Source organism: Amycolatopsis decaplanina DSM 44594 (genome assembly GCF_000342005.1).
GTDB lineage: Bacteria > Actinomycetota > Actinomycetes > Mycobacteriales > Pseudonocardiaceae > Amycolatopsis > Amycolatopsis decaplanina.
In genome coordinates this window covers 251,361-271,928 of the sequence record NZ_AOHO01000071.1, presented here as the reverse complement: position 1 = coordinate 271,928, position 20,568 = coordinate 251,361, and the positions used below count along the sequence as shown (strand labels likewise).

The following is a 20,568-nucleotide window of genomic DNA, read 5'->3' as shown; positions in this document are numbered from 1 at the left end:
AGCACCGCCGACGCGCTTCGGCCACGTCGCGAAAGCCACTTTCGGGACGTCGCGTGTCCCGAAAGTGGCTTTCGCGACACGCAGGTGGCGGCCACGACCCCCTTCAGCCCACCGGTCAGGGCGGAGGTGGAGCACCGGTGAGGTCCTTCGTCCCGGATCTGGTCAAGATCCTCGTCTTCGCCGTGGTGACCGTGCTGCTCACCGCGATCCTCGGCGCCACCATCGCGAACACCAACTTCGGCGAAACCTCGGGCTACACGGCCAAGTTCACCGACGCGTCCGGCCTGAAGGAGGGTGACGACGTCCGCATCGTCGGTGTGAAGGTCGGCCAGGTCGGCAAGATCGAGGTCGAGGAGGGCGAGAAGAACCTCGCCCAGGTCCACTTCGACGTCCAGACCACGCATCGGCTGCCGGCGTCGGTGACGGCGACCATCAAGTACCGCAACCTGGTCGGGCAGCGGTACCTCTCGCTCGGCACGGACATCGGGGACGAGAAGTCGTTGCCGCGCGGCGGGGTCATCCCGCCCGAGCGCACCAAACCGGCGCTGAACCTGACCGTGCTCTTCAACGGGTTCAAACCGCTCTTCCGCGCGCTGAACCCGGAGGACGTCAACAAGCTGTCCTACGAGATCATCCAGGTCTTCCAGGGCGAGGGCGGCACGATCACCAGCCTGCTCGCGCACACCGCGTCGGTCACGTCGGCCATCGCGGGCAAGGACAAGATCATCGGTGACGTCATCGCGAACCTCAACACCGTGCTCGGCACGGTCGAGCGGCGCTCGCCGCAGCTGGGCGAGCTGATCGACCAGACGCAGCGGCTGGTCACCGGGCTTTCCGAGCAGCGGCAGCCGATCGGCGACGCGGTCAAGGCGCTGGGCGACCTCACCGTCGCCACGACGGGCCTGCTCGCCGACGCGCGGCCCGCGCTCAAGGACGACGTCGCGCAGCTCGGCGCGCTGTCACAGAACCTCGGCGATTCGGAACAGCTGCTCGACCATCTCCTGCAGGTGCTGCCGGGCAACCTGCAGAAGTTCACCAGGACGCTGAGCTACGGCAGCTGGTTCAACTACTACCTGTGCGGGATCTCCGGCAGCATCGGCATCAAGTCGCTCAACATCGAACTGCCGATCACGCCGCTGCCCGGTACGCAGCGACCGGAGAGGTGCGGGCCGTGAAGCCGCTCAAGGAACGCAACCAGGCCGTGGTCGGCGGCGTGACGCTGATCCTGATCGTGCTGGTCACCGCGACGACGTACTTCTCCGACCGGATCCCGCTGTTCGGCAGCGGGACGACGTACTCCGCGTACTTCGGCGAATCGGCGGGGCTGGCGCCGGACAACGAGGTCCAGGTCGCCGGGGTCAAGGTGGGCCAGGTCAGCTCCGTGGAGCTGGCGGGCAAGAAGGTGCTGGTGAAGTTCCGGGTCTCCGGCGTCCGGGTCGGCGACGCCACCGCCGCGTCGATCGAGATCAAGACGCTGCTCGGCGAGAAGTTCCTCGCGCTGACGCCGAAAGGCAAGGCGAACCAGGACCCGAACACCACCATCGGGCTCGACCGCACGCGGACGCCGTTCGAACTGCAGGACGCGTTCCAGGAACTGTCGGGCACGGTCGGCGAGATCGACACCGCGCAGCTGGCGACGAGTTTCACCGTCCTCTCCGACGCGCTCAAGGACAGCCCGCAGTACCTCAAGGACGCCCTCGGGGGGCTTTCTTCGTTGTCCAAGACGGTCTCCTCCCGCGACGGTGACTTGAAGACGTTGCTGGCCAACACGAGCAAGGTGTCCAAGACGCTGTCCGATCGCAACGCCCAGCTGAAGCGGATCCTCGACGACGGCAACCTCCTGCTCGCCGAACTGCAGAACCGGAAGGACGCGATCAGCACGTTGCTCAAGGGCACGCAACAGGTCTCCGCACAGCTGTCCGGACTCGTCGCCGACAACCGGCAGCAGCTGAAGCCGACGCTGGAGAAGCTCGGCAAGGTCACCGACATCCTGCAGCGCAACCAGGACAACCTCAGCCGCAGTCTCGCGCTGATGGCGCCGTTCGCCCGCGTCGGCGCCAACGCGACCGGCAACGGGCGCTGGTTCGAGGGTTACCTGTGCGGGCTGCTGCCGCCGACGATCATCGCGGGCGCGTTCCAGGTCAACCCGGAGGGCTGCACCCCGCCGATCGCGGCGCCGAACCAGGGGGTGGGTGGACGATGACGAACCACACGCGCACCGGACGCACGCTCTACACCTGGGTCGCGTCCGCCTGCGTCCTCGTGCTGATCGTGACAGCCGGTCTGTGGCTGGTGTTCTCCGAACCCGGGGGCACCCGGATCAGTGCCTACTTCGGGAAGACCGTCGGGCTCTACGCGGGTTCGTCGGTCCGGGTGCTCGGGGTGAAGGTCGGCGAGATCACCGGCGTCACGCCGCAGGGTGAGGCTGTCCGGGTCGACATGCGGATCGACGGCGACACCCCGATCCCGGCCGACGCGGGCGCCGTCGTCGTCGCGCCGAGCCTGGTCAGCGACCGGTACGTGCAGCTGACCCCGGCCTACGAGAGCGGCCCCGAAATGGCCTCGGACACGGTGATCGCCAAGGAGAAGACGGCGACACCGGCCGAACTCGACGACCTCTACACGAGTCTCGACAAGCTCTCGACCAGTCTGGGACCCAACGGCGCCAACAAGAACGGCGCGCTGTCCGACGTGCTCGACACGGCGGCGGCGAACCTCGACGGTAACGGGAAGAACCTCAACACCACGGTGACACGGCTGTCCGAACTGGCGAAGACCTTGGACAGCTCCAAAGGCGACCTGTTCACCACGGTCCAGAACCTGAACTCCTTCACCGGCGCGCTGGCCGAAAGCGACAAGCAGCTCAACGAGTTCTACCGCCGCGCTGCGGACGTGAGCGGTTTCCTGGCCGCGGACTCCGCCGACGTGGGGGCCGCGCTGAGCTCCCTGGCGACGGCGATGGGCGATGTCGAGAAGTTCGTCGCGGAGAACAGGGATCTGCTTTCGTCCAATGTGGACAAACTGGCCGGGCTGACGAAGGTACTCGTGGACCAGCGGGCCTCGCTCGCCGAGGTGATCGACATCGCGCCGACCGGCGCGACCAACTTCATCAACTCCTACGACGCGGCGTCCGGCACGATCGCGGTGCGGGACAACCTGAACGAGCTGACCCATCCGCCGATCCTGACCGTGTGCCGCCTGATCAGCGCGAGCACGCCGAAGCCGATCCCGGACGCGTTGGGGAACATCTGCAAGCAACTGGCGCCGATCCTCGACGGCACGTTGAAACTCCCGTCGGTCCCGCAGGTGCTGGCCTCGCTGCAGAGCGGTGAACTGCCGCCGCTGCCGCTCCCGCTGATCGACGTCATGAGCAAGGGACTCCCGAAATGAGGCGGCAGCGGCGGAAGATCGCCGGGGTGATGGCGGGCGTCCTGGTGCTGGCCGGATGCGGTGACGGCGGTTTCTCTGGGCTGTACAACACTCCCTTGCCGGGCGGCGCGGATCTCGGCGACCATCCGTACCGGCTTTCCGCGCAGTTCTCCGACGTCCTCGACCTCGTGCCACAGGCGAGTGTGAAGGTCAACGACGTCCCGGTCGGCCGGGTCGAGAAGATCGACCTCGCGCCGGACACGCGCTCGGCGTGGGTGAGCATGGTGGTCGACGGCGACATCGCGCTGCCCGCGAACGCGCGGGCCGAACTGAGGCAGTCGAGCCTGCTGGGGGAGAAGTTCGTCGACCTGCACGCCCCCGAAAAGCCCGAAGGAACGCTCGCCGAGGGCGCGAAGATCCCGCTGGACCGCACGAACCGCAACCCCGAGGTCGAGGAGGTCCTCGGCGCGCTGTCCCTGCTGCTCAACGGCGGCGGGGTCGAGCAGATCCAGAAGATCAGCCACGAACTCAACGAAGCGCTCACCGGCAACGAGGCCGAGGTCCGCTCCCTGCTGTCCCAGGTGGACAAGCTGGCCACCGAGCTCGACGGGCACAAGGGCGAGATCCTGCGCGCCATCGACGGCCTCGACAGGTTGTCCAAGACCCTGGCCGGCCAGACGCAGAACCTCACGAACGCGCTCGACAACCTCTCGCCGGGGCTCAAGGTCGTGACCGAGCAACGGGATCAGCTCGTCGGCATGCTGCGGTCGCTGAACACGCTGTCCGGCGTCGCGACCGACACGATCAACGCGAGCAAGGACACGCTGGTCGCGAACCTCCGCGCGTTGCAGCCGACGCTGAAGAAGCTGACCGAGGCGGGCCAGGACCTGCCGACGGCGCTGCGGATCCTGCTCACGTACCCGTTCCCGGACTACGCGGGCAACGTGATCAAGGGCGACTACGCGAACGTCGAAGCCAAGATCGACCTGAACCTGGACACCTTCCTGGAGAACATGAACAACTCGTCACAGCCGATCATCCAGCTGCCGGGCACCCAGGGTACCGGCGCACCCGGGGCGATCCCGTTCAACGACGGTGCCGCGCCACCGGTGCTGCCGCTGCCCGCCGGTGATCTCCCGCAGGCTCCCCGGACACCCCAGGGGGACGTGCTGGGCGGTGTGCTCGGCGGGATCCTCGGGCCGCTGCTGGGAGGTGGCAAGTGATCACGCGCAAGACCAAAATCCAACTGGCGGTGTTCGTCGTCATCGCGGTGGTTTCGGTCGTCTACGCGGGCGGCAAATACGCCGGGCTGGACCGGCTCTTCGGCACCCGCGGCTACCTCGTCACCGCGCAGCTCGTGGACTCCGGCGGGATCTTCGTCAACGCCGAGGTCTCCTACCGCGGCGTCGCGGTCGGCAAGGTCGCGTCGATGACGCTCACCGAACACGGCATCGACCTCGGCCTCGACATCGATTCGGGCGCGCCGAAGATCCCCGCGGACACCAAGGCCGCGGTCGCGAACCGGTCGGCGGTGGGGGAGCAGTACGTCGATCTGCTGCCCATGCACGAAAACGGGCCGTACCTGGCCGAGGGTTCGGTCATCACGCGGGACAAGACCTCGATCCCGCTCGCGCCGGACACCGTACTGTCCAATCTGGACAAACTGGTGTCGAGCGTGAAACCGGAATCGTTGAAGACCGTCGTCGACGAGACCTACGAGGCCTTCGCGAACGCCGGCCCGGATCTGCGGCAGCTGTTGGACAGCACCGGTTCCCTCACCGCGACCGCGACACAGTACCTGCCCGACACCCAGGGCCTGCTCGCCAACTCGCGGACCGTGCTGGACACGCAACGGCGGCAGGCGGACAACATCAGCCGGTTCTCCAGCGGGCTCAAGACGATCGCCGCGCAGCTGAAGACGTCCGACCCGGACCTGCGGCGCGTGATCGACGAGGCGCCGAAGCTGAGCCGCCAGATCAGCGACGTGCTCGCGGTCTCCGGGACCGACCTCGGGGTGCTGTTCGCGAACGCCCTCACGACCGCCCAGATCACCTCCGCCCGCACCGACGCGATCGAAGAACTCCTCGTCGCGTACCCGATCATCTCGGCGTTCTCGCGCTCCACGTCGCCGGACGGCACCGGTCACCTCGGCGTCGTGTTCAACTTCTTCGACCCGGCCTCGTGCACGAAGGGCTATGAGGGCACGAAGCAGCGTCCCGCCAACGACACCACCGAAGCACCGGTGAATACACAGGCGTACTGCGCCGAGCCACCGGGAAGCCCCACAGGCGTGCGAGGCTCGCAGAACGCCCCGTATGCCGGTAAGCCGCCCGCGATCCCGGAGCGGCCGAAGCAGGCCCCGCAGGCGGCGGAATCCGCTCAACTGCCGGGCGTGCTGAGCCTGCTCACCGGATCCGCGCCCGGCGGACTCGGCGCGTTGCTGGGTGGCAAGTAGTGCTCACCCGCGCCCTCGCCGTCGTCGCCGCGCTGGCGGTCCTCGCGGCCGCCTGGTTCGGCTGGTCGTGGTGGAGCGCCGCGCGCGATGACAGCCTGGCACGGGGCCGGGAACGTGAGGCCGTCCTGGCCGCCGCGTCCGGTCAGCTCGAGGTGCTCAACACGATCGACTACCGCAGCGGGGCCCAGGACGTCGACCGCTGGCTCGGCGTCACCACCGGACGGCTCGGCAAGGACCTCACCGGCGACCGGCAGATCCAGATCGACCGGGCGAGGTCGAGCAAGACCGTCGCCACCGCGGAGCTCAAGCAGGCCGCCGTCACCGAACTCGACGCCGCCGCCGGGACGGCACGCCTGATGGCCGTGCTGGACGTGCGGGTCAGCACCGGCGGCGGATCGGCCGTGCCCAAGGTGAGCAGGCTGACCGTGGACTACCGGCGCGTCGAGGACGGCTGGAAGGTCAGCGCGGTGCAGGCGGCGGGCTCGTGACCGGGCGCACCCCGCGGCTCCTGATCGCGATCATCGTGCTGGCCACCGGCTGCGCGGTGTGGTTCGGCCTCCAGGCGTCCTCGCTGGGTTCGGACGGCAACGCGGCGCTGGTGGACCAGACCGCCACGGCCGAGGTCGCGGACCAGGTCGGCGCCGGGGTGAAGGCCGTCTTCTCCTACGACCACGGCAACCTCGCGCGGACCGAACGGGCCGCGGCCGACGTGCTGACCGGCGAGGCGACCGGGCAGTACCGGGACCAGTTCGCCGCGGCTCGCAAGCGGGCCGGGGAACAGAAGCTCGTACGCACGACGACGGTCCGTTCGCTCGGTGTCCGGTCCCTGCGCGGAGACGAGGCCGAAGTGCTGCTGTTCCTCGACCAGCAGACGATGGCCGCCGGTGGGGGCGCGCCGCAGTCGTCGGTCTCCCAGCTTTCGGTCACCGCGCAGCGTGTCGACGGCCGGTGGAAGATCTCCCGGCTCACTCCGCTTTGATCACGAGAGCCGTTTCATGCTCGCTCCGGTGATCGCGCCGCCGGAAACGGTGTAAGAACCGGAGAAAGTGCGCAGCGAACCGTCGGTCTGCCGGGCCGAAAGATCGACGTACACGGTGTTCCCGCTCGTGCTCCTCACGGTGAGCGCTACCCACGAAGTCGTCGCGTATCCATTGGCCCAGGAGGCATAAGTGCCGCCTTTCGCCAGTCGTTGCCCGCCGAGATTCCACGCGGTGAGGAAATCACGCCGGTTGATCGCGTCGTAGAAGGCGATCACCGTTTGTGCCACCGCAACCGCCGGTGCGGGATAGACCGTCTGTGTCGTCGGCGGTGCGACATAAACCGTCTGAGGCGGGGCCGCGACCGCCGGTGACTGGATCACGATCGTATTCGGCGGGGCGGCCACCGTGACGGCCGGCGTAGCCGTTCCCTGATTGGGTACCGCGCACGCGGCCAAGGCGCCCGCGGTCGACAGCGTCAGCACTGCCCAGTCCTTCGTTCTCATTTTCCTCCCCTTTTCCTCGTGCTACCGAGAATGCGGGAACGGTGGCCGGTTCAATAGGGGATTTGGCCTCGTTACGAATGATGAAAAACGCGCCGGAACCGTTATCGGATCCGGCGTGCGCCGGCCTAGGGCCACCCTCGTCTCACGCCGGACCGCCGCCGGGTTTAGCGTTAGGCATGACCACTGCACCTGTCGATGTCGAGAGCGCCCGCCGCGACTACGCGGCCCTCGTCGACCGTGGCCTCTCCCTGGACATCACCCGCGGCAAGCCGTCCCCCCGCCAGCTGGACCTCGCCGACGGGCTGCTCGCCCTCCCCGGAGACGTGCGCAAGGCGGAAGACGGCACGGACGTCCGCAACTACGGCGGCCTCAAGGGCCTGCCCGAGCTCCGCCGCATCTTCGCCGGGCCGCTGCAGGTCCCGGCCGAGCAGCTGCTGGCCGCGGGCAACTCCAGCCTGGAGCTCATGCACGACTCGATCGTGCAGGCCTTCCTCAGCAAGCTCCCGGGCGCCGAACGCCGCTGGGCCGACGAGCCGAGCGTCAAGTTCCTGTGCCCGGTCCCGGGCTACGACCGGCACTTCGCGCTGGCCGAACGCTTCGGGATCGAGCTGATCCAGGTGCCGCTCACCGAGACCGGCCCGGACATGGAGGTCGTCGAGCGCCTCGTCGCCGAAGACGCCGCGGTCAAGGGCATCTGGTGCGTGCCGAAGTACAGCAACCCGACCGGCGTCACCTACAGCGACGACACCGTGCGCCGCCTGGCCACGATGACCACGGCCGCCCCGGACTTCCGGATCTTCTGGGACAACGCCTACGCCGTGCACCACCTCACCGAGGACGAGGCGCACTTGGCCGATCTGCTCGCGCTGGCCACCGAGGCGGGCAACGCCGACCGCGTGTTCGTCTTCGGCTCCACCTCGAAGGTCACCTACGCGGGTGGCGGTGTCGGCTTCTTCGGCGCCTCCGAGGCGAACCTGGCCTGGTGGACCGGCCTCATCGGCAAGCGGACCATCGGCCCGGACAAGGTCAACCAGCTCCGCCACGCGCTGTTCCTGCGCGACGAGGACGGCGTCCGCGAGCACATGCGCAAGCACGCCGAGCTCATCGGGCCGAAGTTCGCGGCCGTCGACGAGATCCTCACCAAGGAACTGGGCGAATCGGGCCTCGCGTCCTGGACCAAGCCGACCGGCGGGTACTTCATCTCGCTGACCGTCCCGTCCGGAACCGCCAAGGAGGTCGTGCGGCTGGCCAAGGAGGCGGGCATCGCCCTGACCCCGGCCGGCGCGACCCACCCGTACGGTGACGACCCGGAAGACGCGGTCATCCGCATCGCGCCGACGTACCCCGAGCTGGCCGAGGTCGAAGAGGCCATCCGCGGTCTCGCGGTCTGCGTTCGCCTTGCCGCGGCGACGAAGAAATAAAATCGAGATCTTCTCCAATCCGGGTCACGGGTGGTTCCGAACGTCCGAGTGGGTGGGTGTGCACCGCAAAGACGAGAGGAACCACTCGTGTTCGGAAAGCCCTTCGTTCGTACCCTGATCTCGCGCAGCGCCGAGAACCGCACGGATCGCCGCCGGTTCCTGAAGGCCGCCGGCGCGGCGGGGCTCGGTGTCGTCGGCGCGACCTACCTCGGGGTGCAGGCCACTTCGTCCGCTTCGGCCACGGGTGACGCCGCTGCCGCCGCGGGCGCCCCCAGCGACGCGGCCGTGCTCAACTTCGCGCTCAACCTGGAGTACCTCGAAGCCGAGTTCTACTCCTTCGCCGTCCACGGCCGCGGGCTGCCGGACGACCTCACCGGTGGTGCCGGCACCCAGGGCGGGGTCGTCGGCGGCAAGAAGGTGATGTTCCACGACAAGGCACTGCACCAGTTCGCGAAGGAGATCGCGGGCGACGAGATCGCGCACGTCAAGTTCCTGCGCGGCGCCCTGGGCAAGGCCGCGGTGTCGCGGCCCGAGATCGACCTCAAGGACAGCTTCACCGCCGCGGCCAAGGCGGCCGGGCTGATCAGCGGATACCAGCAGTTCGACCCGTTCGCCAATGAGAAGAACTTCCTGCTGGCGGCGTTCCTGTTCGAGGACGTCGGCGTGACGGCCTACAAGGGCGCCGCCCCGCTGATCACCAACAAGACGTTCCTGGACGCGGCCGCCGGCATCCTGGCCGCCGAGGCCTACCACGCCGCCACGATCCGGACCTCGCTGTTCGACCGGGACCTCGGCGACGCGGCGGCCAAGATCTCCAACGCGCGCGACGCCCTCGACGGTCCCGGTGACGACGACCAGGGCATCCTGCTCGGCAACCAGGCCAATATCGTGCCCACCGACAACAACGGCATCTGCTTCGGCCGCGGCGCCGACCGGGTGCTGAACGTCGTCTACCTGAACCCGGGCCCGGTGAAGGAGGGCGGGTTCTTCCCCAAGGGGGTCAACGGCGACATCGTCGCCAGCGGCGGCGCGTGACCCGCTGACCACTCTGTCGTGTCGCCGTTTCCCGGTACGGTCGGGTGACGGCGACACGAGGAGGGGGTCCGCGGTGAAGGCTGTGATCATCGGTGGCGGTATTTCGGGCACGGTGACCGCGATGGCGTTGCGGCGGGCCGGGATCGAAGCGAGCGTCCACGAGGCGTACCCGTCCGGCGGCGAGGACGTGGGCGCGTTCCTGACGATCATGCACAACGGCATGGACGCCCTGCGCGCGATCGATGCCGACGGACCGGTGATCGAGAACTCCTTCGCCGCGGTCGGGCTGGAACTCGTGACGCCGGACGGACGGACCGTCGAACGTCGTTCCTTCGACATCGACGGTCTCGCCGGACCGCGCACCTTGACGCGGGCGTCGCTTTACCGGGCGCTGCAGGAGGAGGCGATCTCGCGCGGGATCGGCTTCGAGCGCGGGAAACGGCTGGTTTCCGCCTCGCGGGGGATCGCTCGCTTCGAGGACGGGACCTTCGCCGAGGGCGACATCCTGATCGGCGCCGACGGCCTGCGATCGGTCGTCCGGACCATCATCGACCCGGCCTGCCCACCTCCGCGCTCGACGGGTCTCGACGTCGTCTACGGCTACACGACCGACACAAGCATCCCGCAGGCGCCCTCCCTCTATCGGATGATCCAGAGCCTGCACGCTTTCTTCGGCTACACGAGCACCCCCGACGGCTCGACGTACTGGTTCGCGCGCCTTCCCACGGCCGAAGGAGTGCGCTCCGGTCTGTCGCCGGCCGAATGGCGCTCTGCGGCTTTCGCCGCTTTCGACGGGGAACCGTTGCCTGCCGCGGAAATCATCCAGTCGACGGGGGACGACGTGTTCGGCGGTCATTCCTACGACGTTCCTTCGACGCCGGTGTGGTTCAACGCGTCGATGGTGCTCGTGGGCGACGCGGCGCACGCGGCCTCGCCCGCCGCGGGGCAGGGAGCGTCGATGGCGCTGGAGGACAGCGTCGTGCTGGCACAGTGCCTGCGGGATCTTCCTGACGCGCCAACGGCTTTCGCGGCCTACGAGCGACTGCGGCGGGCTCGGGTGGAGAAGCTGGTGGCCAGCAGCGCGGCGGTGTCGTCGGGGACGACGTCCGACGAGGGACGAAACTGGCTGTACCAGCACCACATCGAGTGGGACGCGACCATCCCCCGCAATTAGTCACCTGCTTGCGGCGGTGATGAGCCACACTCGTGAGTGGTAAGTCGCGTTAGAACACCACTTACCACTCACGACCCACCGGGCCGGCGCCTCACCGCCGCCGGCCCTCGTCAGGTACCGACGAGCTACTTCTTGTACAGAGCCTCGATGTCGGTCGCGTAGTTCTTGTTCACGATGTTGCGCTTCAGCTTCAGGCTCGGTGTGATCTCCCCGCCGGCCTCGGTGAAGTCCTTCGAGAGGATCGTGAACTTCTTGATGGCCTCGGCCTGCGACACCGCGCTGTTGGCCTGATCCACGGCCGCCTGGATTTCGGCGCGCAGTTCGGCGTCGTCGGCCAGGTCGGACACGGAGGCGTCGGAAGGCTTGCCGTGCTGCGACTTCCACGACGGGAAGTACTCCTCGTCGATGGTGATCAGCGCGCCGATGAACGGCCGCTGGTCGCCGACGACCATCGCCTGGCTGACCAGGGGGCTGGCCTTGATGGTGTCTTCGAGCCCGGACGGGGCGACGTTCTTGCCGCCCGCAGTGACGATGATCTCCTTCTTGCGCCCGGTGATCTTGAGGAACCCGTCGCCGTCCAACTCGCCGAGGTCGCCGGTGTGGAACCAGCCGTCTTCCAGCGCTTCGGCGGTCGCTTCGGCGTTGTTGAAGTAGCCGCCGAACACGACGTCGCCCTTCAGCAGGATCTCGCCGTCGTCGGCGATCCGGACCGAGGTGCCGGCGACCGGGCGTCCCACGGTGCCGACGCGGAACCCGTCCTGGGTGCCGACACAGGCCGCCGCGGACGTCTCGGTCAGGCCGTAGCCTTCGAACACCGGGACGCCGATGCCGCGGAAGAAATGCGCCAGCCGCACGCCGAGCGGGGCACCGCCGGACACCGCGGCGATGCACCGGCCACCGAGGGCCGCGCGCAGCTTGGTGAAGACCAGCTTGTCGAACAGCGCGTGCTTGACCTTGAGGCCCAGTCCGGCGCCGCCATTGTCCTGAGCCTGGCTGTAGGCGACCGCGGTGGCTTCGGCGGCGTCGAAGATCTTGCCCTTGCCGTCACCGTGGGCCTTCTGCTTCGCGCCGTTGTAGACCTTCTCGAAAACCCGCGGCACGGCGACGACGAAGGTCGGCCGGAAGGTGCCGAGGTCGGCGACGAGGTTCTTGACGTCCGAGGTGTGCCCGAGGGTCACGCGCGCGCTGAGCGCGGTCACCGCGATGGCGCGGGCGAGGACGTGCGCGAGCGGCAGGAACACCAGCAGCGAGTTGCCCTGCTCCATCAGCTGCGGGAACGCGGCGATGTCGGCGCGGATCTCGGCGAGGAGGTTCCGGTGGGTCAGCTCGACGCCCTTGGGACGGCCGGTCGTGCCCGAGGTGTACACGATCGTGGCCAGGTCGCCGGCCTTCACCGTGCGGCGGCGCTCGTGCAGGTCGTCGTCGCTGAGCCCTGCGCCCTGCTTGGTGAGCTGGTCGACGGCGGGCGCGTCGGCGGACTCGATCTGCCAGGTGTGTTCGAGCGCGTCGAGGCGTCCCTTGACGGATTCCAGCGTCGCGAGGTGGTCGTCGGTCTCGACGAACACGGCCTTCGCGGCCGAGTCCGAGAGGATCCAGTGGACCTGCTCGGCCGAGGAGGTGTCGTAGATCGGGACGGTGACCGCGCCCGCGGCCCAGATCGCGAAGTCGATCAGGGTCCATTCGTAGCGGGTCTTGGACATGAGCCCGACCCGGTCGCCCGGAGCGATGCCCGCTTGTGCCATTCCCTTGGCCACGGCGAGAACCTGGGCGGCGAAGTCTTTGGCGGTGACGTCCAGCCAGGTACCGTCGACCTGGCGTCGGAAACTCACGACATCGGAGAACCGCTCGGCGTTCGCCCAGACGACGTCGGCGAGATTCTCGTCGTCGGTCACCGGATTGGCGGCGGGGGCGCTGAATTCGCGCACGAGGAACCTCCGTGTTCGCGTGCAAGTGGTGTGACCGGTGTTACCCGCCAGTCAACTTAGCGTGCCGTGCACCTTAAGACCATGCTGGCGAATCGGCCATACCGAGGGCATGACATTCTGCCGCGTGTGAACCAGGCGCCGCCAGCTCTCGACATCGTCGACGAGACCTTCCTCGTGGTCCCGCCCTCCACCGTGGCCGCCGCCTTCGCCGATCCGCGATCTTGGTCACGTTACTGGCCGGACCTCGTTCTCGAGGTCTACACCGACCGCGGTGACGAAGGATTGCGCTGGACCGTGCGCGGTGCCTTGATCGGTACCATGGAGGTCTGGCTCGAGCCGGTGCTCGACGGCACCTTGCTGCACTACTTCCTGCGCGCCACTCCCGCCGGTCCCGACGGGGAGCCGCTCGGTCTGGCGCCTCGGGAGCTGCGCCGCGAGTTCGACCGCCGCGCCCGCGCCGCCAAGGCGATCGCGCTCGGGCTCAAGGAGGTCCTGGAGGACGGGCGCGAGCCCGGAGTCGGCCCGCGGGCCGACTGAGCACGGGGGAGAACATGCGGGTTCACGTGGTGTCGGACGTCCACGGCAACGCCGACGCGCTCAAACGCGCCGGCGACGGCGCCGACGCGCTGATCGTGCTGGGCGACCTGCTGGACTTCGTCGACTACCGCGAGCACGACAAGGGCATCATGGGCGCGCTGTTCGGCGCCGAGAAGGTCGGCGAGTTCGCGCGGCTGCGGCGTGAGGGCACTCGTGATGAGACCGTTGCCTTCTCCCGATCGTTGTGGGCCACTCTGGCCGATCCCGCCGGTGCCGTCGGCGAGGCGATCCTCCACCAGTACTCGGTCCTGTTCGGCGCGCTGACCGCGCCGACGTTCGCGACCCCAGGCAACGTCGACGACCCCTCGCTGTGGCCCGAGTTCGCCGGCGACGGCATCACCGTCCTCGACGGCGAGGTCGCCGAGTTCGGCGGCCTGCGCTTCGGGTTCATCGGCGGTGCGCTGCTCCCGCCGAACGTGGTCCCGCGCCGCAACGGCTTCTGGCGGCCGTACCTGCGCACCCGCGAGGAGTACGACGTCGCGGTCGGCGGGCTGGAGGACATCGACGTCCTGTGCACCCACATCCCGCCCGCCCTCCCGGAACTGACCTACGACGTGATCGCGCGGCGGTCCGAGATCGGGTCCGCGGCGCTGGTGGACCTCATCCACGAGCAGCGGCCGCGCTGGTCGGTCTTCGGGCACGTCCACCAGCCACTGGCCACGCGGGCGAGGCTCGGCAGGACCGAATGCCGTAACGTCGGTCACTTCAAAGAGACGGCACAGCCGTACGTGCTGCGCTGGTGACCCTCGGCTCCGCCACGATGCTCGCCCTACGCCGATCGGCGGCCTGCCTCCTCGAATCCGGGCCTTCGGCGAAAAGAAACGCGCGCGTGTGGTCACCCGCCCGCCCAGGAACCGCACGACACGCTCTAGGCTTCACTCCATGGCCGAGCAGTCCACGCAATCCATCGAGGTCGACGCCGAGCCCGAGCGGGTCATGGCCGTCATCGCCGACTTTCCCGCGTACCCGGAATGGGCCAAGGCCGTCCGGGAGACCGAGGTGCTCGGCGAGGACGCCGACGGGCGCGCCAAGCAGGTGAAACTCACCCTCGACGCCGGACCCATCAAGGACGTCTACACCCTGGAGTACGACTGGGACGCCGACGGCCACGGAGTCAGCTGGCACTTGGTCAAGGGGCAGATGCAGAAGGCCCAGAACGGCCGCTACGCCCTCGAAGCGCTGGGCGCCGGCCGCACCAAGGTGACGTATACGCTGTCCGTCGAGCTGGCGCTGCCGATGATCGGGCTGCTGCGCCGCAAGGCCGAGAAGATGGTCATGGACACCGCGCTCAAGGAGCTCAAGAAGCGCGCTGAAACGTCCTGAGTCGAAAGGTAGGCATGCGGATCCTGCTGTTCACCGGCAAGGGGGGTGTCGGCAAGACCACGCTCGCCGCGGCGACGGCGGCGGCACTGGCCGGGCGGGGCAGGAAGACGCTCGTGGTCTCGACCGACCCCGCGCATTCGCTCGGTGACGCCTTCGGCCGCGCACTCGGCGGCGAACCGTCCGAAGTAGACACGCTTCTGCACGCCGCCCAGATCGACACCCGTGGCCTCGTGGACAGCACCTGGCGCGAACTCCGGCAGGAACTGCAGACCGCGCTCGCGGGCGCGGGCCTCGACTCGCTCGACGCCGAAGAGCTCACCGTGGTGCCCGGCGTCGACGAACTCCTCGCCCTCACCGAGGTCCAGCGCCTCGCCGAACACGGTCCCTGGGAGACGGTCGTCGTCGACTGCGGGCCGACCGCGGAAACGCTGCGCCTGCTGGCCTTGCCCGAAGCCGTCTCGGGCTACCTGTCGAGGATGTTCAAACCGGGCGCGCGCCGGACAGCGGCCGCCGTCCGGCGGCTCGGCGCTCATCTGGAGTCGCTGCGCACCCTGCTGACCGATCCGGCCACCACCACCGTGCGGCTCGTGCTGACACCGGAACGTGTCGTCGTCGCCGAAGCCCGCCGCACGCTCAGTTCCCTGGCCTTGCGCGGGATCGGAGTCGACGGCCTGATCGTCAACCGGCTGATGCCCGCGCCCGGCTTCTGGCGCGGCGCCGCGGCCTCGTGGATGCGGACCCGGCGCGCGCAGCAGAACGCCGTCCTCGCCGAACTCGCCGACGCGGGCTTCGGGCCCGGACAGGTGAAGCCCGTCGAGTATCGTGCCGTCGAGCCGGTGGGGCTCGAGGCGTTGCAGGAAATCGCGTACGAGCTCTACCGGGGACTGGATCCCTTGGCGGGCAACGAAAAAGGTGTCACCCCGCTCTTACAGGTGTCCGAATCGGACGGTGGCTACGAGCTGCGGATCGCCGTGCCGTTGCACCGTGATTCCGAAGTGGATCTGGCCAGAGTGGACGATGATCTCGCCGTCACCGTGGACGGTTTCCGGCGGCTGATCGCGCTGCCGGAGATGTTGCGCCCGTGCCGGATCACCGGTGCGGAATCCGACGCGCACGGCCTGGTCGTGAACCTGGCCGGGAACCGGGGACCCGGGTGAGCGAGTACAGCGAACACACGCGGGCCGACGGCCTCGAACTGGCCGAAGAGATCCGCCTGCTGGTCGAATTGGTCGTCGAGCACGCCGCGCCGTGGCTGGAGGGATTGATCTCCGCCGGGCACGGCTGTGTCGGCCACCACGATGCCGGCCACGACGCCGACGGCGGCTGGTGCCCGCTCTGCGCGATCGTCGGGGTGTTCCGAGGGGAGCGGCCCGAGTTCGTCGCACGCCTGATGGAGCAGGCCGCGCAGCTCGTCGCGCTGCTGCGGGCGGTGCTCGCCGATCGCTGGGAGCCCGAGGGCGGGGTGCACATGCCCGGGTTCCAGCCTGCGCGGAAGGAGCCCGCGCGGGAAGATGCGCCGGTGGGAGCTTCGAGGGTCCAGCACATCACGGTGACCAGGCGCGACGCCTGGCAGCCGGACCGGGAGAACTGAGTTGCTGACGGTAGGGGTGGACGTCGGGGGCACAAGTGTGCGCGCCGGCGTGGTGGACGAGCACGGCTCGCTGATGGACACCGCCAGGGTCGGGACTCCCAGCGGCGAGGACGCGCTCGAAGACGCCATCGCCGGGGTCGTCGAAGACCTCCGCAACCGGCACGACGTGTCGGGTGTCGGGCTCGCGGTCGCCGGGTTCGTCGCGAAGGACCGGCGGACGGTGATGTTCGCGCCGCATCTGTCCTGGCGTGCCGCGCCGGTCGCCGAGCGCATCGAGAAGCGGGTCGGCCTGCCGGTGACCCTGGAGCACGACGTGAACGCCGCCGCGGTCGGCGAGTACCGCTTCGGGGCCGCTCGTGGCGCTCATGTCGCCGCGCTGATCGCCCTCGGCACCGGGATCGGCGCTGGACTCCTGCTCGACGGCAAGATCTACCGGGGCGCGTACGGTGTCGCACCGGAACTCGGGCACCTCACGGTCGTCCCGGGCGGCAGGCCCTGCCCGTGCGGGAAGTACGGCTGCTGGGAGCGGTACTGCAGCGGGACGGCGCTGGCCGCGACGGCGGTGGAACTGCTCGCGCGGCATCCCGGCCGCTCGACCGTGCTGGCGCGCGAGACCAGGGGAGACCCCGGCTCGGTCACCGGCCGCCGGGTCGCGGGTGCCGCCCGGGACGGCGACCCGATCGCCCAGCGCGCGATGACCGAACTGGCGAAGTGGCTGGCCGAGGGCCTGGCGCTGGTCGCCGACGTCTTCGATCCCGAGATCATCGTCATCGGCGGCGGGGTGTCCGAATCGGCTCCGCTGTTCCTCGACGAGGCACGCGAACGCTACGCGGACAAGATCACCGGCGCCGGGCACCGCCCGCTGGCGCGGATCCGGGCCGCGCACCACGGCGACGATTCGGCGATCGTCGGCGCCGCCGCACTCGCCGTCGACGCGGCGAAGGCTCCCGGCGCCGAGGTCGGTGTGACAGGCTGAAGCCGTGGGGCCACCATGGACGCACCTGGGCGCTGCCCGGGGGCGCCGTCGAGGCGGGGGAGAGCCCGCGTGAGGCCGCCACCCGCGAGGCGCACGAGGAGGCCGAGCGGACTTCCGGCCGCACCGCGACTTCGCGGTGGCTTGGCCGGGATTGAGGGAACACTTGGATCGCAGGCTGGTACTGGTGGTCGACGGCGCGAACGTCGTCGGATCGAGGCCGGATGGTTGGTGGCGCGACCGGCGCGGCGCCGCGGAACGGTTGCGGGACGAGCTCGCGGCCCTGGCCGGGACCGGGCTCGCCGATCCGGCGCTCCCCGGCGGCGGCGAATGGTCGTGGTGGCCGGAGGTCGTGCTGGTCGTCGAGGGCAAGGCACGGGGAGTCGCGACGGTGCCCGGCGTCGAGGTCGTCGAGGCGGAGGGCGAAGGCGACGACAAGATCGTGGCCGTGGCCAGGGAGGCCCGGGCGGCCGGTCCGGACGACCACGTCGTCGTGGTGACCGCCGACCGCGAGCTGCGTTCCCGTGTCGAGGCGTTGGGCGCTTCGACCTTCGGCCCCGGCACGCTCCTGGGGCACCTCGACCGCAATTAGGTGCCGAATTGCGGGTCAGGGGCGCGCGATCTTCCCGTCCCGCATCTCTGCGATGAGCGAAGCGACGACGGCGCGAAGGCTGCCGTTGTACTGCTTCGCCACCGCGCGCTGACGCAGGTAGCTGGGCCCATAGGACAGGATCGTCTCCACCGACCGCAGTTCGTCGGCGCAGCCCAGTCTCCGGGCCACCGGTTCGAGCCGGTCCAGCAGGTCGTAGGTGTCGTCGGTGACGAGCCGCTCATTGCCCGCCGCGTCGAGGATGACGATCGCGTCGACGCCGTAGCGCGCCGCGCGCCACTTGTTCTCCTGGACGTGCCACGGCGGCAGTGTCGGCAGGATCTCGCCGTCGTCGAGGCGCGCGCTGAAGTCGTCGACCAGGCATTGGGTCAGCGCGGAGATCGCGCCGACCTCCTCCAGCGTCGGCAGCCCGTCGCACACCCGCATCTCGATCGTCCCGAAATGCGGAGCGGGCCGGATGTCCCAGCGGATCTCGGAGAAGTGGTCGATCACGCCCGTGGTGAACATGTCGTCGACGTAGCTCTCCAGCTCGGTCCACTTCCGGAACTGGAACGGCAGCCCGGCCGTCGGCAGCTGCTGGAACATCAACGCGCGGTTCGAGGCGTACCCGGTGTCCTCCGCGCCCCAGTACGGCGAAGACGCCGAGAGCGCTTGCAGGTGCGGCGCGTACCTGAGCAGGGCGTCCAGGATCGGCAGGGCCTTGTCGCGGTGGTCGAGGCCGACGTGCACGTGGACGCCGTAGATCAGCATCTGCCGTCCCCACCACTGGGTGCGGTCGATGAGCTTGGCGTAGCGCTCCTTGTCGGTGACCTTTTGCTGGTACCACGTCGAGAACGGATGCGACCCGGCCGAGAACAGTTCGACACCCAGCGGGTCGAGCACCGAATGCACGACGTCCAGCGACTCGTTCAGATCGGCCTTGACCTCGGCGATCGTGTCGCAGATCCCGCTGATCACCTCGATGGTGTTGAGCAGCAGCTCCTGCTTGATCTTCGGGTGGTCCTCCTCGCCGTCGGGACGGACGGCTTCGAGCACCTGTTCCGCGACCGACGAGAGCTCGCCGGTCCGCCGGTCGACGAGGGCGAGTTCCCATTCCGCGCCGACCGTCGACCGGCGCGAGGGAGTGAAGTCGATCTTCATCTTCCGAATTGTCCGGTAGATCAGACCTGGGCGCCGTTGTTCGGATCCGCGCCGGGCGGCGGCCCCTGACGCACCCGCAGCAGAAGCAGGGCGATCGCGGTCGCGAGGGCGAGGATGCCGAGCGGCGTGCCGAGCCGGGTGCCCATGCCGATCAGGTTGGGCGCGATCAGGAGCAGCAGGCCGAGCAGGAAGAACAGCAGGACGATGAACGCGCCCTTGCGCGGACGCGGCAGCGGAGGCGGCTCGGGCGGTACGAAATGGCCCTCGTCTTCGCTCGACCCGGCGGGGTCGTCCTCGAAGAGGGTCTTGTCCCAGCTGGTGCCGCCGCCTCGCCAGCCCGGTTCGGGTTCGGCGTCCGAGGGCTCCGGTCGCGGTGTCTTCTCGGCGGGTTTCTCCGCCGTTTTCCCGGCCGGTTTCTCCAGGTCCTCATCGGGGAACAGACCGACGCCCTCCGCACGGAGGTCGGCCACGATCTCGGCGAACGTCGCGTCGACGTCCTCCGGCCCGTCCTTGCCTCTGCTCATCCGGCGTCCACCTGTCCTGTCCGGCGCACGGACCGGGCGAAGTCCACCGTACGCGTGAAGATCAGGCCCGCGTCGTGGTCTTGGGTGGCGACGTGGAAGCTGTTCTCCAGCACCACCTCGGTCACGTCGTCGCTGCCGATCCCCTCCAGGATCACCTGGGAGTTGACCGGCTCCACGATGTGGTCGACGGCCGAGTGGAGCAGGAGCACCGGCTGGATCACCTTGCCCAGATCCGCGCGGGTGACCTTCCACAGCTTCGCCAGGCTCGCCGCGGCGCGCACGGGCGTCCGTGAATAGGCCAGCTCCGTCTCGCCCGGCTTCGCGATGTCGTTGGCCACGCCCGGCACCGAGGGCAGGATCCTCGACAGGACGGGCAGCAGCTTGGCGTCCCACCGCAGCGTCAGGACCGACGGGTTGACCAGCACGATGCCGGCGATCCGGTCGCCGAACTCCTCGGCCAGCCGCAGCGTCAGTGTCCCGCCCATCGACATCCCGGCGACGAACACCGTCTCGCAGGTCGAGAAGAGCGCCAGCAGCTCTTCGCGGACCGCGCCGTACCAGTCCTCCCAGCCTGTCCGGTTCATGTCCTGCCACCGGGTCCCGTGCCCGGGAAGCAGCGGGCAGCGCACCGTGTAACCGGCTTCGGCCAGATGGTCGCCCCAGGGCCGCATACTCGCGGGGGTGCCGGTGAAACCGTGGCACAACAGGAACCCTGCTTCGGTCGAACCGGTGTGAGCGAACGGTTCCGCGCCGGCGAGGACGGCCATGCGATCGCCTTCCGTGAGAGCTGGGTAGGTTTACTATGTTCGCACGACCGGAGCGGCTTGTGGGCCCCCGGCCACCTCCGGAATCGGGCCGGATCGGGTGTGAGATCCGTCGCTGGGCGCGGGTAACCGGGTGGACTTCGTTGTGCCTGGAGTGCGCGATTCGTAGTCTTGACCATCGGGC

The 20,568-nt window shown here is 69.1% G+C and carries 21 protein-coding genes and 1 pseudogene; 17 read left to right on the top strand and 5 right to left on the bottom strand.

Annotated features, from left to right (window positions below):
- Positions 1-137 precede the first annotated feature (137 nt).
- Genes H074_RS29575 through H074_RS29545 form a run of 7 tightly spaced genes read left to right on the top strand, consistent with a single transcriptional unit; the run spans position 138 to position 6,803 of the window.
- Positions 138-1,175, top strand: coding sequence for an MCE family protein (locus tag H074_RS29575; protein WP_007033750.1), 1,038 nt, complete (start codon positions 138-140; stop codon positions 1,173-1,175).
- Entirely contained in the window at positions 1,172-2,203 is a 1,032-nt protein-coding gene (locus H074_RS29570; protein ID WP_039923647.1) for an MCE family protein, read from the top strand. Before H074_RS29575 ends, H074_RS29570 begins: the two co-directional genes overlap by 4 nt.
- Positions 2,200-3,390 carry an MCE family protein gene (locus tag H074_RS29565; protein ID WP_007033748.1) on the top strand — a complete coding sequence of 397 codons (1,191 nt, stop codon included), beginning with the start codon at positions 2,200-2,202 and terminating at the stop codon, positions 3,388-3,390. Before H074_RS29570 ends, H074_RS29565 begins: the two co-directional genes overlap by 4 nt.
- Positions 3,387-4,592, top strand: a complete 1,206-nt coding sequence (locus H074_RS29560; protein WP_007033747.1) for an MCE family protein — start codon at positions 3,387-3,389, stop codon at positions 4,590-4,592. The genes H074_RS29565 and H074_RS29560 overlap by 4 nt, the downstream gene beginning before the upstream one ends.
- Positions 4,589-5,824 (top strand): MCE family protein, encoded by a 1,236-nt coding sequence (locus tag H074_RS29555; protein WP_007033746.1) that lies wholly within the window; start codon positions 4,589-4,591, stop codon positions 5,822-5,824. The genes H074_RS29560 and H074_RS29555 overlap by 4 nt, the downstream gene beginning before the upstream one ends.
- Positions 5,824-6,312, top strand: a complete 489-nt coding sequence (locus tag H074_RS29550; protein WP_007033745.1) for a hypothetical protein — start codon at positions 5,824-5,826, stop codon at positions 6,310-6,312. The genes H074_RS29555 and H074_RS29550 overlap by 1 nt, the downstream gene beginning before the upstream one ends.
- On the top strand, positions 6,309-6,803 hold the full coding sequence (locus H074_RS29545; protein WP_007033744.1) for a nuclear transport factor 2 family protein: 495 nt from the start codon (positions 6,309-6,311) through the stop codon (positions 6,801-6,803). The genes H074_RS29550 and H074_RS29545 overlap by 4 nt, the downstream gene beginning before the upstream one ends.
- Here the strand turns inward: H074_RS29545 and H074_RS29540 are convergent, their stop codons facing one another.
- A complete protein-coding gene (locus tag H074_RS29540) occupies positions 6,804-7,286 on the bottom strand; it encodes a hypothetical protein (protein WP_007033743.1) in 483 nt (160 codons plus the stop codon). It lies immediately after the preceding gene.
- A 197-nt stretch (positions 7,287-7,483) separates the two neighbouring features.
- On the opposite strand from H074_RS29540, the gene H074_RS29535 reads away from it, so the two are divergent.
- The 3 genes from H074_RS29535 (at position 7,484) to H074_RS29525 (ending at position 10,937) form a co-directional block, all read left to right on the top strand.
- Positions 7,484-8,728 (top strand): aspartate aminotransferase type Ic, encoded by a 1,245-nt coding sequence (locus tag H074_RS29535; RefSeq protein ID WP_007033742.1) that lies wholly within the window; start codon positions 7,484-7,486, stop codon positions 8,726-8,728.
- A gap of 87 nt (positions 8,729-8,815) precedes the next feature.
- Positions 8,816-9,763 (top strand): ferritin-like domain-containing protein, encoded by a 948-nt coding sequence (locus H074_RS29530; protein WP_007033741.1) that lies wholly within the window; start codon positions 8,816-8,818, stop codon positions 9,761-9,763.
- Between the two features lie 73 nt (positions 9,764-9,836).
- Entirely contained in the window at positions 9,837-10,937 is a 1,101-nt protein-coding gene (locus H074_RS29525; RefSeq protein ID WP_007033740.1) for an FAD-dependent oxidoreductase, read from the top strand.
- Between the two features lie 125 nt (positions 10,938-11,062).
- Here the strand turns inward: H074_RS29525 and H074_RS29520 are convergent, their stop codons facing one another.
- Complete coding sequence (locus H074_RS29520; RefSeq protein ID WP_007033739.1) at positions 11,063-12,862, bottom strand: AMP-dependent synthetase/ligase; 1,800 nt, start codon at positions 12,860-12,862, stop codon at positions 11,063-11,065.
- Between the two features lie 126 nt (positions 12,863-12,988).
- On the opposite strand from H074_RS29520, the gene H074_RS29515 reads away from it, so the two are divergent.
- The 7 genes and pseudogenes from H074_RS29515 to H074_RS29485 form a co-directional block, all read left to right on the top strand.
- A complete protein-coding gene (locus tag H074_RS29515; RefSeq protein WP_007033738.1) occupies positions 12,989-13,399 on the top strand; it encodes a hypothetical protein in 411 nt (136 codons plus the stop codon).
- A 14-nt stretch (positions 13,400-13,413) separates the two neighbouring features.
- Entirely contained in the window at positions 13,414-14,202 is a 789-nt protein-coding gene (locus H074_RS29510; RefSeq protein WP_007033737.1) for a metallophosphoesterase family protein, read from the top strand.
- 139 nt (positions 14,203-14,341) lie between these two features.
- On the top strand, positions 14,342-14,782 hold the full coding sequence (locus H074_RS29505; RefSeq protein WP_007033736.1) for an SRPBCC family protein: 441 nt from the start codon (positions 14,342-14,344) through the stop codon (positions 14,780-14,782).
- Positions 14,783-14,796: 14 nt separating this feature from the next.
- Positions 14,797-15,939 (top strand): ArsA family ATPase, encoded by a 1,143-nt coding sequence (locus H074_RS29500; protein WP_007033735.1) that lies wholly within the window; start codon positions 14,797-14,799, stop codon positions 15,937-15,939.
- Positions 15,936-16,373, top strand: coding sequence for a hypothetical protein (locus H074_RS29495; RefSeq protein WP_007033734.1), 438 nt, complete (start codon positions 15,936-15,938; stop codon positions 16,371-16,373). Before H074_RS29500 ends, H074_RS29495 begins: the two co-directional genes overlap by 4 nt.
- Positions 16,374-16,389: 16 nt before the next feature.
- Positions 16,390-17,349 (top strand): ROK family protein, encoded by a 960-nt coding sequence (locus H074_RS29490; protein WP_039923619.1) that lies wholly within the window; start codon positions 16,390-16,392, stop codon positions 17,347-17,349.
- A 5-nt stretch (positions 17,350-17,354) separates the two neighbouring features.
- A pseudogene (locus tag H074_RS29485) lies at positions 17,355-17,938 on the top strand (NUDIX domain-containing protein); the annotation flags it as partial.
- Between the two features lie 15 nt (positions 17,939-17,953).
- On the opposite strand, the gene H074_RS29480 reads toward H074_RS29485, so the two are convergent.
- Genes H074_RS29480 through H074_RS29470 form a run of 3 tightly spaced genes read right to left on the bottom strand, consistent with a single transcriptional unit; the run spans position 17,954 to position 20,387 of the window.
- The gene (locus tag H074_RS29480; protein ID WP_007033731.1) at positions 17,954-19,096 is read right to left on the bottom strand and encodes a glutamate--cysteine ligase; all 1,143 of its coding nucleotides are present in this window, start codon (positions 19,094-19,096) and stop codon (positions 17,954-17,956) included.
- A 20-nt stretch (positions 19,097-19,116) separates the two neighbouring features.
- A complete protein-coding gene (locus tag H074_RS29475) occupies positions 19,117-19,620 on the bottom strand; it encodes a hypothetical protein (protein ID WP_007033730.1) in 504 nt (167 codons plus the stop codon).
- On the bottom strand, positions 19,617-20,387 hold the full coding sequence (locus H074_RS29470) for an alpha/beta hydrolase (protein ID WP_007033729.1): 771 nt from the start codon (positions 20,385-20,387) through the stop codon (positions 19,617-19,619). Before H074_RS29470 ends, H074_RS29475 begins: the two co-directional genes overlap by 4 nt.
- Positions 20,388-20,568: the final 181 nt, after the last annotated feature.